Raw genomic sequence first — 15,983 nt, forward strand, 5'->3', positions numbered from 1 at the left:
TTGTTGTGATGGTTTTCATCATTTAAAGACGTCACTCAAGCTGATGAGGCGTGATACAATCTGTCTTGACTGTATTAAACAGCCCTTGATATACTAAATGGATGTTATTTTATTCTTTTATGCGGATAAGAAAGTAATCAACTACATACAACCGTTTGCGAGGGAGCCTTAACCGGCTGAGAGGGTGTTAAACCGACCTTACCTGATTTGGATAATGCCAACGTAGGGATGCAACGATGAAACACTGTACTTGGGTAGCTCATGCGAACCCTCTTGTTTTAGTGTATTTGTCTGCGAAACATCCTATGGATGTTTCGTTTTTTTGTTTTTAAATACGTACATTATGAATTGGAGGAACATATGTTGACTATTTCAGAGAGACTATATCGGGCGGCACAGCCTGTGTGGAAGGAATGTCTTGAGCATCCCTTTGTGAAAGGGATCGGAGATGGTTCCTTACCGGTTGAACAATTTCGTTATTATTTGTTGCAAGACTACTTGTACCTGTTCGATTATGCCCGCGTATTTGCACTAGGTATCGTCAAGTCGCACGACCCCAAATTGATGCAGTTTTTTAGTAAAAATGTAGATAACATCCTGAATGGCGAAATGAAAATTCATCGATCTTATATGGAACGACTAGAGATTACAGAGGATCATGTTTTTCAGGTAAAACCTGCACTGAAAAATGCAGCCTATACTAACTATATGCTCTCTGTTTCCCATGCGGGTGGTATAGCAGAAGTACTTGTATCCATTCTGGCCTGTTCATGGAGCTATGCAGAGATTGGTCAAGTCCTTGCTCAAAAGCCAGGTGCAGCTGATCATCCTTTTTATGGAGATTGGATCACAGGATATGCTTCCTCTGAATACAACAGCAACAATCAATCCCTTGTGACGTTAACGGATAAGTTATTAGAAGGCTGTAGCGAGGGAACGTACCAACGGATGGAAGATATTTTCGTGATGTGCAGTCGCTTTGAGCTTGATTTTTGGGAGATGTCATGGAGGCTGGAGCTTTGAGTTCAATGGTAGTTAATTCAATTTAGAGAGCAGCGTCCATAAACAATAAGAGGGCATAAAAGTTCGTATTGAAGAGGGAGGTTATCCCCCCTTGCTTCATACGAGCTTTCGTTTGTTACCTTTTGTTTCTCTCGTGGAGCTGCAACGATACCGAAAAAAGGGCGTCAGGACGGAATGTTCATAGCAGTTTGAATATTTTTCAGATCGAGCTGAATTTGCTCTGCAATATGGTAAGGGTGGTATAAGCCATGCTGCACCATGTAATTTGATATCTTTTCATGAGAGTCTATGGCTTCATCGAGCTGTTTCATCAAAATTTGTTTGATTTCGGGGGTGGCACATTCGGTCACAGCCATGGCGTAGTTTCTGACGCTGCTCTTGGCGTTCATCAAAAAATCCATTGCAATCACGTCATCGGTCAGCGTATTAAGACCAGTCATGTGTTCTAATATTGGGTTCATTTTTTTATCTCCTATACAGTCGCTTTAGACAGCACTCCACCGAGCTCCTGAAGCTGCTGTTGTGATAATATCGCATCTTGTTTCAAAATTTGTTTGAGCTCCGGGTCGGTTACCAGAGCTTGCATCGTCTTACATTTAGTCATGCAAACCGTCTTGAACGCAGCTATTTCATGCACCTCGAGCATCTCATGCAAAGCGTAAGTGGAATTCATTCAGATTGTCCTCCCGTGTATCTACTCATATTTAAGGCTTTAAGATGACTTTAATGCAATCGTCCGTTTTTGTATCGAACACTTCATAGCCCCGCTTGGCCTCGCTGAGCGGAATGACGTGCGTAACAATGTCCCCAGGGTTCACTTTGCCAGACGTCACCAACTCGTACATGTATGGCATGTAGTGAATGACCGGAGCTTGTCCGGAACGGATATTCACGTTTCGCTGCATGATGTCACCGAGTGGGAATCCGTTATAACGTCCGCCGTATACCCCAGTGACTTGAATGGTACCACCTTTGCGGACAGCCTGAGATGCAATGATAAATGCGCTCATGGTGCCGCCTTGCAGTTTCATACCGCTGGCTAGAAATTCAAGATCGCTCATCTTGCCGTCCATTCCTACCGCATCAATCACAACATCGGCGCCGCCTTTGGTCATTTCTTTGAGAGTGTTCCCAATATTCTTATCCTGTTCGAAGTTTACGATTTCCACATTGTTCGTTCGCTTTGCATGCTTTAAGCGGTAATCGACATAGTCGACGGCTATGACCCGCTTAGCACCTTTCAGCCAGCAGAACTTCTGGGCCAGGAGTCCGACCGGACCGCAGCCGAGCACGATGACTGTATCACCATTCTTAACGCCGGCGTTATCTACGCTCCAGAATGCTGTCGTCATGGCATCGGCGATCAAACTTAGCTTTTCGTCCGGTTGTTCGCAGTTCTCAGGGATCTTAAAATGGGTAAAATTAGCAAATGGGACCCGTAAATACTCGGCTTGCCCGCCGGGATATCCGCCGGTCGTTCCGGAGTAGCCGAAATAAGCGCCCATATCCCCGTGCTCGTTGGAATTGTCACATTGGCTTTCCAGCTGATTTTTGCAAAAAAAGCATTCTCCGCATGCGATGTTAAACGGAATGATCACACGGTCGCCTTTTTTTACCTTGGTCACGCCAGGACCTACTTCTTCTACGATCCCCATCGGCTCATGTCCGATGACATAGTTCTCCTGAAGGTTAGGGATCATCCCGTGAATCAGATGAAGGTCAGAACCGCAAATGGCGGTACTGGTGATCTTTACGATCATATCGTCCGGTTTCACAATCTTCGCATCCGGCACCTCTTTGACCACAACATTTTTAACCCCTTGATACGTTACCGCCTTCATGCTTTATGTCCTCCAATATGCTCATCTGGGGTCCGATCAAACATCCCTTTACGTGACGTATCTCCCGGGAACAGATTCATCTGCCCGATCATCACCGTATTTTTCGCCGAAAGCTGATCGAGTTGGTACTGTTCGTTCAGCTCATAAGGATGAAACCATTTTTTGCGAATCATGAGCTCCGAGATTTCTTGGTGCATTGCAATCCCCTGCTTAAGATGAGTATGCAGCAGGGCTCTTACATCCGGTGAAGCCGTTTCCGTCAGGGCGATGGACATATTACGTACCCCCTCCTTGGCACGAAGAAGGAAGTCCATGGCAAAAGTCATATCTGCCATTTCCGGCATATTCAATGAATTAATCGGATCTAAATAATCGGTATTCATCTGAGTTCCCCTTAATGTGTTATAGGTGTCGGATTATTCGGAACGGGTGCTTGAAAAGGAGCTCTTGCGTAGATTGCTTGCAGCTCAGCGATCTGTTGTATGGATTGAATTACGTCTTTCTGCATTAATGCTTTTAGCTCTTGGTCAAAGACCAGGCCTTGCATAAGTTTCGACTTAGCGATGCAGAGCGTTTTGAAGTTTAACGCTTCATGCAGTTCCATCGATTCGTGCGGCGCTAGCGTTGGATTAGCCATTCAGAAATGATCCCCTCCTTTTTCATCAAGATTAGATTTTCCAATGCATCGGATCTTATACTAATATGGATCACCGGAGAGGTAAGTTCCGAATATTCCCATCAGTCGCAGGGATATAAACAAAATCTCAATCCCATACTTATTTCTGTCTAAATGAATGATTTTACTGAAGGAAGGAGAAGTCACGGTGCCCAATAAAAACAAAATTGATCTAGCAACCGAAAACGCAAGAAAACCGGCAGAAGATGCACTTAACTCGAGTGGTAGTAATACGCTAGAGCAGCATGCATCTAACGCGGTTTCTGAGGTGCAGACGGCTTTAAATCAGGCAATAAGCTTGTTAAGTGAATCTAATGCAACAAATTCACAAGCGTTGGAGATCGCCAGGCAGCAATTGACCCGAGCAGAGGAATTTTTAGATCAAGCGCTAACTTCAGCAAACGCATTACGTCTGCCGGACCAACAATAAAACGGTTTTGGTACAGATAAGCTTGGCAGAGTTTTGGAAGCATTTTTCCTAGAACACATATAGTTAACGTCAACATGCTTCGGCTTACGCCGAAGTTTTTTAGTATTTTTAGATGTATCGGACAATTTCAAAATCGAGGTTAAAAAAGAATGATTAAGGGCCAGGCATTAGAAAAAGTCTTGAACATAGTTATAGGTAATATCTATTCAACTATGTTGAGGAGGACATCATACAGCCTATGTTACCTATGGAAGAATATTTTGGTAAGTTGGAACTCGTTCATTCCTTTTACGGGGCTATGCCTACAGGCGTTAGTGTATCCGAAACCGGGCGTATCTTTATTTGCTTTCCGAAATGGGGAGATGACGTAAGATTTACGGTAGCGGAAATTGTTGAGGGTGAGATGCAACCTTATCCTAATGTAGAAACAAATTTGATCAACCCATTAAATATTGTTATGTCCTTCATCAGTGTTCAAAGTGTTGTTGCAGATGGAAGGGGGACCCTGTGGGTACTGGACACGGCTGCACCAAATTTTTCTGAGCCAATTAAAGGAGGGGCAAAATTAGTCGCGGTAGATTTAGAAACAAATACAATAAGAAAAGTATATACATTTGCAGATGATGTCGTCTTGCCGACAACGTATCTGAATGATGTCCGATTTGACTTTCGTGTAGGAGAAGCAGGTTACGCATATATAACGGATTCTTCTTCCAATGGTCCAGGTGCTATTATCGTCGTAAATTTAGAAAACGGAAATGCGTATAGACGGTTGCATGGAGCAAGCTCAACCTCACCCGATCCATATTTTGTGCCAAAAGTGGAAGGTAAAATTTTGATGAATCGAAACGCGGATGGTTCGACATCTCCGTTTCGATTGGCCTCTGATGGTATAGCCATTTCCCCAGATGGAAAAATGTTATTCTATTGTCCATTAACCAGTCGCCAGCTATACTCGATCTCAACAGAATCGTTAAGAGACAGAACGATACCGGATTTTAAGTTAAGTGATCTTGTGCAGTATTGGGGAGAGAAGGGTGCATCTGATGGGATGATCACGGACGCAAAAGGAAACGTTTATGCTGGAGATTATGAAAACGATAGTATTCGAAAGATATTGCCAAATGGAATCATGGAAACCATCGCTCATGATCCCCGAGTTTTATGGCCAGATACGTTTTCTATTGGTCCGGATCAATACTTATATGTAATTGTGAACCAATTACATAGGCAGGCGAGATTTCATTATGGAAGAGACCTGCGACAAAAACCTTATAGTTTACTACGTATAAAAGTTGATGAATTACCGGCTCCTACCTTTTGATATACATCCCACTTTACGCGTACAATCGTGTCAGCCCCAAAAGACATAATTAAACAATTTAACAACAAGCCCTGATATAATAAGCAAATAGCAACTATCTATTTTCTATGGAGGTGAGGCTATTGAAAACAATCGGGGTAGGATTCTTACATGCACGGCTCTATGCAAAGCCAGTGAAGGATATGGCAATGCTTTGCATAGAGCCCAGGAATAATCACATTGCCAACGACGAATCGTAATATTCTACGAACTGGCTTTGCACCTTATTGATCTATTAAATAAGGAGTGAGGCCCATGAAATATTCAAAAGCCGAGTCTATTTTTCCGGAAGAATTGTTACGGATCATTCAAAAATACGTTCAAGGGGAATTGGTTTATATCCCAAAGCCCAAAGAGGCACACCTAAAATGGGGCGAGAAAACAGAGAGCAAGAGCAGGGTCTCTGCTCGAAACGCTGAGATTAAATCCTTATTCCACAATGGAGTCAGAATAGAGGAGTTGGCGGGTCGGTATTTCTTGTCCTGCGAAAGCATAAAGAAAATAGTCTATACAAAGAACTAATGAAATCCGCTAACTCGTCGTTTCGACGGTTTAGCGGATTTTGTGCAAAGATGACTTAAATCAACTTATGCATAGTAACCGTACCTCTAAGTCGATAGACTCAAGTTAAGGTTGTTGTGATGAAGGACGGCCGGATCATACAAAGAGGTGTAACGAATGAACGAAATCATAAAGAAGAAGCTGCTGGACAAAAATGAACTGCTCATTAACATGGTGATTGAACGCGTAAAAAGAGATTTTCTAGAGGATATCGCCATTATTGGGCTTACTGGTTCATTTAGCACCGGTGACTTTCACGAGAAGAGCGATCTTGATTTAATTATCATTAATAATACAGAAAAGGGATGGGAAATATCCGACTGCTTCATCTTGGACGACGTTGGATATGACATCTATTGCACGCCATGGGATTCAAGACTGCAAGAGCAATCCACCTTGGAGAGTCCCAACGTATCAAGCCTAACCGAGCTCAAAGTACTCTACTATGCTAAGCCTGAGGATTTGGAGAAATTGAACAACTTCCAGCAAAAAGCTCTTGATGCACTTGCAAAACCGATAGGAGAAGCGTGTCTTAATCGAGCAAATAAATGGATCGACCTGGCTAAGCAAGCATACAGCGATACGATGCTTAGTGAAGATATCGGTTCAGTGCGATATGCATCTGCTGAGGTTCTGTATAATCTAGTCAATGCCTTGGTGAGTATGAATAACACGTGCATCAAACGAGGGATCAAGCGATATTTGGAAGAGATACGTTCGTTTCGCTATGTTCCGGATAATCTCGAATCCTTATACATGTCAATCATCGAAGCTCATACCATTGAAGATATTCGAATAACATCTTTTAATATGTTGAATAGCGTTACGAGGTTACATAGCACAATGTGTGATAACTTCATTGTTAAACCGGCTCCGACCTTTGATAATCTGAGGGGAACATATGAAGAATTGTGGTGCAACTACCGCAATAAAATTTTGAACAGTGTTATAACGAACAATGCTTCCTACGTCTTTCTTTCGGCCTTTGGAGCACATGGGTATCTTGATGAAATGGCTGTAGAGAAAGGAACTCAGAAATTTGATCTTATGCAGTACTTTGATGCAAGCAATCTACCAGTTATAAAAGAGAAGTTCCTTGAAGTGATGGACGAATATCTAGACGAGTATAATAAGGTCGGCAGAGAAGTCGAACGTTTTACAACCTACGAGCAACTATATGCCCATTATATGAATCACTGACCTTACATTCATTTATAAGTCCGCGGAGACGGGACTGTAATTGAAGGTAAAACAACGTTAGAGGTTGCGAAGTCAGCAGGGGATAAAGAGGTTGAAATTATTAAATGAAGAAGTTAGGTGCAACTCTAGTAGTTCCAATCAGGGTATTCGAAGCACCTAATGCGAAAGCCAACAGAATTAAAACCAACAGTTGTAGCAACTAAAAAAATATTAATCGTTAATTTATTGACCTCAGCTCGCTTTACCGGCTGAGGTTTTTTCATATGCATTGAAAAAAAAAACAGATTACCACATGCATTCTCACCGAATAAAAGAATCCCGATCCCGATTTACCCTCATTCTCAAACATGATGAGGCTTAGTATACACATTGCCGGTCGTATGATTTTTCGATTACAGGACAAGATATTAACCTTATCACCATTTTATTACTTTGATAAAGGAGAAGACCATGGTTGAAAAATACGAGCCTCAAATGAAAAATCATCAAAAGTCTACATGGCTTGATGATTTAAAACAGATATTAAACCATATGGAAGATGCCGAAATCATTGAGCACAAAATAGGTACGAGTGCTTCAGTCCATCTTTTATTTATAAAAACGTTAATAGATCAAGAGCGTTTAAACGAGGCGATTATTCAGCCACTTCATCAATCAGGCGGAAATTCGCTTTCTTCATGCATAATCAATTCTGATGTTTCAGAAGTTATATCGATCGAAGATGCTGGGCAAAAAATAATGCAAGGATATATTCTTCTATACGATTCAGTCAACGATCAATGGCTAGGCATACAGTTGGAAAATCCTCTTGGCCGGGCAATTGAACCTTCCCAAACGGAAACTGTTATATATGGAGCGAAAGATAGCTTCAGCGAACAAATCGATAATAACATTACAATGTTGCGCAGACGTTTGCCTATAACGACATTAAAAACGGAAAGCTTCACTATCGGATCACTGAGTAAAACAAAAGTTGTGTTAATGTACATAGACGGAATAATTAATCCGGAATTTGTTTCGATTGCAAGAGAGAAAATTGAAAGTGTGGATTTCGATCAGTTTTTAGACTCCGCACAGCTTGCAGCTTTTATTGAAGATCATAACCATACGGTCTTTCCCCAGTTTCTACAAACGGATCGGCCGGATGCCTGCGCCTTCGCCTTAGGTGAGGGTAAGCTGACTTTATTAGTCTCCAATTCACCGTTTGCTTTAATTTGTCCCATTACATTATTCCATCTATTCCAATCACCAGAAGACTACTTCCTTCGTTGGCCGGTAGCCAGTTTTTTACGTTTAATGAGGTATGGAAGTTTTATTATTTCTTTGACGATGATTCCTTTTTATGTTGCGTTAACGACATTTCATTACCAAATGGTTCCGCTGCCGATTCTCTTCGTATTATTGGAATCGAGAAGCAAATTGCCCTTTACTCCGTTTGTGGAAGGAATTTTCATGATCGTAACGCTGGAAATCATCAAAGAAGCAAGTTTGCGAATGCCGACCAAAACCAGTCAAACTCTAGGGGTTATCGGTGGTATTGTCATTGGACAAGCGGCTGTAGAGGCAGGCTTTGCAAGTAAAGTATTAATTGTTTTGATGGGTATATCCGCTATTGCTTTCTTTTTAGTTCCCAACTATCAAATGACAAAATCCATGGTTCTGTTGCAAGTGTTTCTTCTTATCCTTGCATCGGTTCTTGGGCTGCCAGGAATCGTGGTCGGGCTAATCGGGATTCTTGCGCATCTCCATGCACTAACGTCATTAGGTCAACCTTATCTGGCACCTCTTTCTCCTTTTTACGGGAAGGATTGGATTGACCTCTTTATTCGCGGGCCTTTGATTTGGATGAAAACGCGTCCGAGTAATCTAAAACCATTACAGAAATGGCGACAGGAGAAGATGAAGAAATGAAGACTCTATCCTTATTCAAGCAAACCTCCACCCTTGGTAGCATCCATTTCCTTTTATTGGTTAATCGTACGCAAATGCATTATTTTGTTCTAATCATGCCCGTTTATTTGGTCCATTCCTATATGGTTTGGGGTATTGTCGCCTTGGGGCTGCTGTCTCAACTTAATTTGATGATGCTGTCCAGATGGTTTTCTTCCAGTTATGCAGCCAAAGGCTATCAAGGATTTGTACAGCTTTTTGGAAAACGAACGGTTCACATTTTCGCGATACTTGGTTTTTTGATAATACTGTTGAAAATTTCAATCATCACTCTGGGTTACGTTGAAATGCTCCATAGTTTTATTTATCCATCAATGAATAAAACGTGGCTGATCCTCGTTATTCTATCAATCAGTTTATTTGTGGCTTCACATGGCATGGAGAAAACATTGCGTTTTGTCGTTATCGCCTTTCTATGCGGGGCGTGGATCTTACTCATGTTTATTCCTTTTTTCTTTTCATCGATTTCAGATTACCGCGATTTGTATCCTCTAATCCCCACCGAATGGTCAGGGCAATCATGGCAGAGTTTGTTGTTTATATGGTCGGCATTTTCCGGTCCAGTGTATTTGGCCTTTATTGTTCCATGGATAAGCTCCAACACAAAAATAACCAAATATCTTGTCATGGGCAACATGCTGACGATTTTGGAATTTTCATTATTGTTCATAGCTTCGGTATTGTTCTATGGTTCCAACTTCTTAAGCAAGATCAACTTTCCGGTAGCATACATGGGGAGCTATCTTCAAACGAGCGGTTTAGAACGAATCGAGTACATTCTTATCTCTTTCCATATGTTTAATTACGTATTTGACATTTCAATTCTGTTGTTGTGTTTTTATGGAGCTGGAAGAGTTTTTATGAAAAAAATGAATTCAAGTACAACCCTGACTGGATTATTGTCGAGTTGGTTCGTCATTTTGATAAGTATCATCATAATGGATCAATGGTTATGGCAAACGGTTCCGGGTCAAACGATGTTACTGAACCTTCAAATCTGGCTAGGAGCATTCATTTATTTGCTTGTTCCTGCGATCCTTTTCACTGTGGTTAAACGAAAGGAGAGTATGCAGGCATGATACCATACAAGTATTATGGTTTATTGGCAATTGTAAGCCTTATGTGGATAACCGGCTGCTCTGCTCCATATGTCGAAAACAATCTGATCGAAGAGATCGCTCCGGTCGTTTTCTGGTCGGTTGACAAGGGGACGGAGGGAAAGTTTAAAATCAGCACTTTAGTACCACCACTCATCAAAGAAAAAAAACGATTTCTCTCCAAGGAAGTTGATCTGATAAAGCAGGGAGGCAAGGAGTTTAATTTAATTTATTATCGGGAACTAAAACAGGGGCAGCTGCGAATATTATTAATCAATGAGAAACTGGCAAAAGAAGAAGGTATTGAAAAGCTGATCAATACGATATTGGTAGATCCCGATATTTCAATGCGTGTCTATTTAGTGGTTGTTAGAGGGGATTTTGATGAATACATAAAAAATCAATTGACGAAGCAAGAAAACCAAGATTATTTTCTTTATCGGATGTTAAGGCATTACGAGAAGCATAACCAGGGTGAAATGAGCATTGTCAATATTCATCAATTTATGAAGAAGTTATATTCTCCTCTTAAGGATCCGATTCTTCCCGTTTTTCAAGCGGATAAGAACAATTTCAATTACGTTGGAACGGCCTTGTTCCGAAATGACAAAGAAACAATGGTCACTCAAGACGTAAGCGATGAAATTTTTCAACTTCTGGATAACGATCATTTCTTAAAAGTCTTGGCCATTCCAAAGTTATCGATCAGTTTAGGACGTGTTCGATCCAATATTCGCATGAAACTATCGAGTGACTATTCATCCTTGTCTTTACATGTGGGACTGAAAGGAAGAATTGAGGAATATCAGGGAGATAAGAATATTCAAAACGAGGAAGAATTGGAACATTTAATTCATGAGATTGAGGTATACCTTGAGGAACAAACGTCAGAATTATTAAAAAGTATGCAACGGTTGAAAGTGGATCCCTTAGAGGTCGGAACACATTCACTTAAGCCTTTTTCTAAACCAATAACGGAAGAGCAATGGTTGAAATATTGGGAAAATATGAAGATTAATGTTGACTTCGACATCAAAATACAGCCTTTGATTAATGTTGAACGGCTGTCGTGATTCAAAAGATGCCCCCCAGATGATCAAATACATCATTGTGGGGGCATCTTTTTTGTTCAAATCATGTACAAAGAGAGCTTATTACTGCAGCCCGTGGCGGACAAGCCATTTGGATATCTTTAGAAAATGGAAAGTCTGACGATTTTATCGTCAACAATAACAAAATGATAATTCAATAATAGTGGATCGGGTAGACCAGTCTTATCGTAGGTACCATCCAACTCGCATGTTAACACAATTTCATCACCTATTTTTTTGGCTTTTGTTGGCTTTAACGTTACATTCGCCGCGAAATGGTTTTGATCACTCCATTCCCGAATCGCCTGTTTCCCATTTCGCTTTTTCCCTTCATCCAACACGACAGCATTTTCTGAGAAACAATCTATAAATACTACCGGGTCTGGCTTGTTAGATGCAGTAATGTATTTGCCAATTACAGACGGTAAATGATTGAGGTCCATATTGTTCTCTCCCTTTATTCATTAATTTTTAGACGGTAGGGATAGTTCCCCCATCAATGACATATTCACTACCTGTAATAGATGCTGCTCGGTCTGAGACCAGAAATGCGAGCAGTTCAGCGACTTCTTCAGGAAATCCTGGCCGGCCAATTGGAATACCTCCGAGTGAAGTCATAAGTTGTTCGAGCGCACTTTCTCGACTTCCGGTTTCCATTGCGATCCGATCAATTAATGCGTCAGCTGCTTCTGTCTGAATAAACCCGGGAGACAATGTATTGATGCGAATTCCTTGAGGGGAAAATTCATTCGATAATCCCTTGCTATAATTAGTCAGCGCGGCTTTGGCAGATGCATAAGCCAGTGTAGTTTCATATAAAGGCAAACGTCTCTGAATGGAAGTAAAATGAAGAATAACGCCTGAATTATTTTCTAACATAAGTGGAATTAAACCACGATCTAGTCGAACTGCTGCGAGTAAATTCCAATTTAATGTATGAAGCCAATCCTCATCACTCAATACAAGTGCGCCTCCTGGTGGTGTCGTTGATCCACCTACGCAATGGACAATAATATCGATACCTCCAAGTTGCTCTTTTACTGCTGTAATTATGTGCTCTACACCTTCAGGTGTGGCGACATCTGCTTGAACAAATTTGACCGAATTGGGTAAGTCAGCAGATAGGGAACGGGCAGTAGTAAGAACTGTAGCTCCGCCGTTTGCAAGTCTTTTTACAACTGCTTGCCCCATTCCCTTTGTTCCTCCGGTTACAAGCACCCTTTTACCTTTAAATTCTGATAGAGAGAACTCAAATTCTTTATGCATAACTATTCCTCCTAGTGATGGTATTTAATGATTAATTTGAAATTGCTCTGTCTCTAAACCATAATGTGTTGTTCGAGAGGAGCTAGAACTAATACTACACTTGCTACTTTCATAACGTCCAATTTATTATAATAATAAAAATGATGAATATTATTTATATATAGAGGGGTGTCTCAATGGAACTTACACAATTAGAATACTTTATGACCGTTGCACGGCTTGAACATATGACCTTGGCTTCCAAAAAACTCGGTATCACTCAGCCCGCTTTAAGTCATGCAATTGCCAAGCTTGAAAACGAAATAGGAGCTCCTTTATTTGAACGAAATGGACGAAATATTAAGCTGAACCGAAACGGTACTATGTTCTCTAAATGGATTGGTAGAGCCCTACATAATATTGAAAATGGTCTAAAGGAAATCGAAGAGTGGTCCAACCCGGATACTGGTGTGATTACGTTGTCTTATCTAAACATTCTCGGTGTTGAATTAATCCCTAGCCTAATTCGAAGTTATCAATTGAAGTATCCCAAAGTTCGGTTCGAATTGACACAAGGGAACTTAGGAGATATTGATGCACATCTGGAGCAAGGATTTTCGGATATTATGATTACATCGAGGGAATCTACTTTGGATAATCATCACTGGAAGACGATTCAAAATGTTCCTTTATACATTGTTGTTCCCTCTCAACATCGTTATGCAGATTGTAGCGCTCTTAGTTTGGCAGAGCTATCTGGCGAGCCTTTTATTGGATTGAAAAACAACTGTGGATTAAAAGCAACGATTTTATCCCGGTTCCAACATACCGGATTTTTTCTTGCTTCTGCTTATGAAGCGGAGGACCTAATCACTGTAGCCGGTTTTATTAAGTCAGGTCTAGGTGTATCAGTACTGCCTAAGACGCTGGGGTTGATGTTAGATGAATTGGTCTGGATCCCTATCATTGATGAAGGATGGTACTGGGAAATAGGATTAAAGTGGAGAGATGATCATAATATTTCCCCAGCTGCGAAAAGGTTTATTGAATATGTGGATACTTTATATCAAGGAGAATGACCGCCAAATTTTTTAGTTTTGAAAAGAAATTCTTCTGAGAAAACAATCATACTTTATTGTATTTGAACACAAGGAAAAATGATTGGCAGTACGTTATAATACAATCAACAGGTAGATTACCCAACAAAAAAGTGAAATATTGTAATATCTAGTCACACTCGGCTCATCATAGTTCTTTGAGCCGCTTATTACAACATAATAGATATCGGAGGTATGATTATGGTTAAGAAGAAAATTTCCACAGCCCTCAGCGCAGCTTTAATCGTTTCTATGCTGGCTACCGGCGTAATAATCACTATCCAAAGTAACACAACGTTAGAGGTGGCGAAGTCAGCAGGGGATAAAAAGGTTGAAGTTGTTAAAGCATAAAGAGACGTTAAATTTATTTAGAACATGTCATGAATAAAAATATACTCCTATTGAAGTCGCTATTTTAGCGGCTTTTTTGTTTTATCGGTAAAATTGGGTTTAATACTAACGATATTTTGTTGAACAAGTAAAGAGAAGTTTAGATATAACCATTTTTACATTTGTAAACCATTAGGTTTAAAGCATTAAAAAAATGATTAGATCAACTTAAATAAAAATTTTTATTTTCTATAATCAGTCATAAATTGTGCAAATGTAAACTAAAACAGATATATACATAAAAAATAGTGTTCATTTAAACAAAAATACTTTGACAAATGAAAACGAGTGGATTATTTTGTTAATAAGGAATGCATATTTCTTCTTTTAGATTCTAAGTAGCTTAAGGGAGCGTGAATAAAATTAAAAAAGTACATCTATCAGGTGAAAATAGTATCAGCAAAGATCCAGAACACTTTATTTATAAAAATGAATACAGACCGCAAATACATTATTCCCCTAAGGGAAATTGGATTAACGATCCTAACGGAATGGTTTATTACGAAGGAGAATATCACCTTTTCTACCAATATACTCCTCATGATACGCAGCCTGACTTCGGCAGAATGCATTGGGGGCATGCAGTAAGTAATGATTTAATACATTGGGATGAACTTCCACCAGCCATCTCGCCTGGGGAAGATGGCGCGATCTTTTCGGGAAGTGCGGTAGTCGATAAGAACAATACCAGTGGATTCTTCAACGAAGCAGGATCAGGATTGGTAGCTATTTATACTAATAACGATAACAGCGCTCAACCCGGTAAACCGCAGGTTCAAAGCATCGCTTACAGCAAGGACAAAGGTAGAACCTGGACAAAATATGAAGGTAACCCTGTTTTATTCCCCACGGATACGCTAGACTTTCGAGACCCAAAAGTATTCTGGCATGAAGAATCTTCAAACTGGGTAATGGTTCTGGCTGTAAGCGACCGTGTAGAATTTTACACATCTTCAAATCTTAAGGATTGGTCTTTTGCAAGCGGTTTCGGTTCTGATATTCCTGGCATCCATCGTGGAATATTTGAATGTCCTGATGTTTTTAAAATCCAAGTGGATGAGAACCCCAATACCACGAAATGGATTCTGACACTAAGTGTCGGAGATAGAAATGGCGTAAATCCAAACGATTCAGAACCACCCGCAGGCGGTTCTGGCATGATGTATTTTATAGGTCACTTTGATGGTAAGGTTTTTACACTAGATGAAACATTGGAATCATTCGAAACAATCCAATGGATAGATTACGGATCTGACTTTTACGCGGCCGTGACCTGGGATGGTATCCCGAATGAGGATGGGCGAAAGATTTGGGTCGGCTGGATGAATAATTGGCGTTACGCTTCCACTCTTCCTTCTAAAGAATGGCGTGGCCATATGTCAATTCCAAGAGAGATTCAACTTAGGACGTATTCGGAAGGACTTCGCTTAATTCAAGCACCCATAACTGAGTTAAATCAACTTAGAAGATCAATTCTGTCTCTACAAGACATTACAATTAAACCGGATATGAACGTTTTGTCTGCTGTTTCTGCTGCAAAGATGGAAATTATTGCGGAATTCGAAATTGGTAATGCAATAGAATTTGGGTTCAAGGTGCGAAAGTCTACCTCTTCCAACCAAGAGACAGTCATCGGATATAATGTCTTGAATGAGGAGTTGTTTGTCGATCGGACGAAGTCAAACACTGTTGATTTTCATCCCGATTTTGCTGCAAAACACAAGGCCCTCATGAAGCCAGAGCATAAACGGATACGATTGAGCATCTATGTTGATTGGTCAAGCATAGAGATCTTTGGCAACAACGGGACAACTATCATTTCAGACACGATTTTCCCCGACTTGGAAAGTAGAGGACTGGAACTCTATGCCATTGGTGGAGAACTAAAAGTCATGTCGCTTCAAATCAATGATCTCGTAAGCATTTGGGAAAATCAACCGGACTGAACTGGGTGTCCAAAACCAATTTAGGGCTAAGTGGACTTTTACCCGTTTCCGCGGGGCAATAACTTTACAATAT

At 40.6% G+C, this 15,983-nt stretch carries 18 protein-coding genes and 1 riboswitch; of the genes, 11 read left to right on the top strand and 7 right to left on the bottom strand.

Annotated features, from left to right (window positions below; all coding sequences use genetic code 11):
• The first annotated feature begins 149 nt into the window (after positions 1-149).
• Positions 150-247: riboswitch (TPP riboswitch) on the top strand.
• 113 nt (positions 248-360) lie between these two features.
• The gene (gene tenA, locus MKZ13_RS16310) at positions 361-1,023 is read left to right on the top strand and encodes a thiaminase II (protein WP_221821368.1); all 663 of its coding nucleotides are present in this window, start codon (positions 361-363) and stop codon (positions 1,021-1,023) included.
• Positions 1,024-1,187: 164 nt separating this feature from the next.
• Here the strand turns inward: tenA and MKZ13_RS16315 are convergent, their stop codons facing one another.
• From MKZ13_RS16315 to MKZ13_RS16335, 5 genes are read right to left on the bottom strand one after another with little or no spacing between them, the layout of a single operon-like run.
• Complete coding sequence (locus MKZ13_RS16315) at positions 1,188-1,484, bottom strand: spore coat protein (protein WP_047843175.1); 297 nt, start codon at positions 1,482-1,484, stop codon at positions 1,188-1,190.
• Positions 1,485-1,495: 11 nt separating this feature from the next.
• The gene (locus MKZ13_RS16320) at positions 1,496-1,696 is read right to left on the bottom strand and encodes a hypothetical protein (protein WP_221821370.1); all 201 of its coding nucleotides are present in this window, start codon (positions 1,694-1,696) and stop codon (positions 1,496-1,498) included.
• A 31-nt stretch (positions 1,697-1,727) separates the two neighbouring features.
• Positions 1,728-2,864, bottom strand: a complete 1,137-nt coding sequence (locus MKZ13_RS16325) for a zinc-dependent alcohol dehydrogenase (protein ID WP_221821372.1) — start codon at positions 2,862-2,864, stop codon at positions 1,728-1,730.
• Positions 2,861-3,247, bottom strand: coding sequence for a spore coat protein (locus MKZ13_RS16330; RefSeq protein ID WP_221821374.1), 387 nt, complete (start codon positions 3,245-3,247; stop codon positions 2,861-2,863). The genes MKZ13_RS16325 and MKZ13_RS16330 overlap by 4 nt, the downstream gene beginning before the upstream one ends.
• An 11-nt stretch (positions 3,248-3,258) precedes the next feature.
• On the bottom strand, positions 3,259-3,501 hold the full coding sequence (locus tag MKZ13_RS16335) for a hypothetical protein (RefSeq protein ID WP_036615405.1): 243 nt from the start codon (positions 3,499-3,501) through the stop codon (positions 3,259-3,261).
• A 157-nt stretch (positions 3,502-3,658) separates the two neighbouring features.
• Between MKZ13_RS16335 and MKZ13_RS16340 the strand changes: the two genes are divergently transcribed.
• The 7 genes from MKZ13_RS16340 (at position 3,659) to MKZ13_RS16370 (ending at position 11,214) form a co-directional block, all read left to right on the top strand.
• The gene (locus MKZ13_RS16340; RefSeq protein WP_221821376.1) at positions 3,659-3,970 is read left to right on the top strand and encodes a hypothetical protein; all 312 of its coding nucleotides are present in this window, start codon (positions 3,659-3,661) and stop codon (positions 3,968-3,970) included.
• Positions 3,971-4,208: 238 nt separating this feature from the next.
• Entirely contained in the window at positions 4,209-5,294 is a 1,086-nt protein-coding gene (locus MKZ13_RS16345; RefSeq protein ID WP_221821378.1) for an L-dopachrome tautomerase-related protein, read from the top strand.
• 294 nt (positions 5,295-5,588) lie between these two features.
• Positions 5,589-5,855 (top strand): CD3324 family protein, encoded by a 267-nt coding sequence (locus MKZ13_RS16350; protein ID WP_221821380.1) that lies wholly within the window; start codon positions 5,589-5,591, stop codon positions 5,853-5,855.
• Between the two features lie 156 nt (positions 5,856-6,011).
• Positions 6,012-7,094, top strand: coding sequence for a nucleotidyltransferase domain-containing protein (locus tag MKZ13_RS16355; protein ID WP_221821382.1), 1,083 nt, complete (start codon positions 6,012-6,014; stop codon positions 7,092-7,094).
• Positions 7,095-7,544: 450 nt separating this feature from the next.
• A complete protein-coding gene (locus tag MKZ13_RS16360) occupies positions 7,545-9,005 on the top strand; it encodes a spore germination protein (RefSeq protein WP_221821383.1) in 1,461 nt (486 codons plus the stop codon).
• Positions 8,978-10,123 (top strand): spore germination protein, encoded by a 1,146-nt coding sequence (locus MKZ13_RS16365; protein WP_260632757.1) that lies wholly within the window; start codon positions 8,978-8,980, stop codon positions 10,121-10,123. The genes MKZ13_RS16360 and MKZ13_RS16365 overlap by 28 nt, the downstream gene beginning before the upstream one ends.
• Positions 10,120-11,214: a Ger(x)C family spore germination protein gene (locus MKZ13_RS16370; protein ID WP_221821384.1), complete on the top strand. Its 1,095-nt coding sequence runs from the start codon at positions 10,120-10,122 to the stop codon at positions 11,212-11,214. The genes MKZ13_RS16365 and MKZ13_RS16370 overlap by 4 nt, the downstream gene beginning before the upstream one ends.
• Positions 11,215-11,333: 119 nt before the next feature.
• Here the strand turns inward: MKZ13_RS16370 and MKZ13_RS16375 are convergent, their stop codons facing one another.
• Together MKZ13_RS16375 and MKZ13_RS16380 are read right to left on the bottom strand one after the other, a co-directional pair.
• Entirely contained in the window at positions 11,334-11,675 is a 342-nt protein-coding gene (locus tag MKZ13_RS16375) for a nuclear transport factor 2 family protein (protein WP_221821385.1), read from the bottom strand.
• Between the two features lie 28 nt (positions 11,676-11,703).
• Positions 11,704-12,498 (bottom strand): SDR family oxidoreductase, encoded by a 795-nt coding sequence (locus MKZ13_RS16380; RefSeq protein ID WP_221821386.1) that lies wholly within the window; start codon positions 12,496-12,498, stop codon positions 11,704-11,706.
• Between the two features lie 176 nt (positions 12,499-12,674).
• Between MKZ13_RS16380 and MKZ13_RS16385 the strand changes: the two genes are divergently transcribed.
• The 3 genes from MKZ13_RS16385 (at position 12,675) to MKZ13_RS16395 (ending at position 15,910) form a co-directional block, all read left to right on the top strand.
• The gene (locus MKZ13_RS16385; RefSeq protein WP_221821387.1) at positions 12,675-13,556 is read left to right on the top strand and encodes a LysR family transcriptional regulator; all 882 of its coding nucleotides are present in this window, start codon (positions 12,675-12,677) and stop codon (positions 13,554-13,556) included.
• Between the two features lie 219 nt (positions 13,557-13,775).
• Positions 13,776-13,925 carry a hypothetical protein gene (locus MKZ13_RS16390; RefSeq protein ID WP_221821389.1) on the top strand — a complete coding sequence of 50 codons (150 nt, stop codon included), beginning with the start codon at positions 13,776-13,778 and terminating at the stop codon, positions 13,923-13,925.
• Positions 13,926-14,317: 392 nt separating this feature from the next.
• On the top strand, positions 14,318-15,910 hold the full coding sequence (locus MKZ13_RS16395) for a glycoside hydrolase family 32 protein (RefSeq protein ID WP_221821392.1): 1,593 nt from the start codon (positions 14,318-14,320) through the stop codon (positions 15,908-15,910).
• Positions 15,911-15,983: the final 73 nt, after the last annotated feature.

This window comes from Paenibacillus sp. FSL R5-0701, assembly GCF_037973995.1.
Lineage (GTDB): Bacteria > Bacillota > Bacilli > Paenibacillales > Paenibacillaceae > Paenibacillus.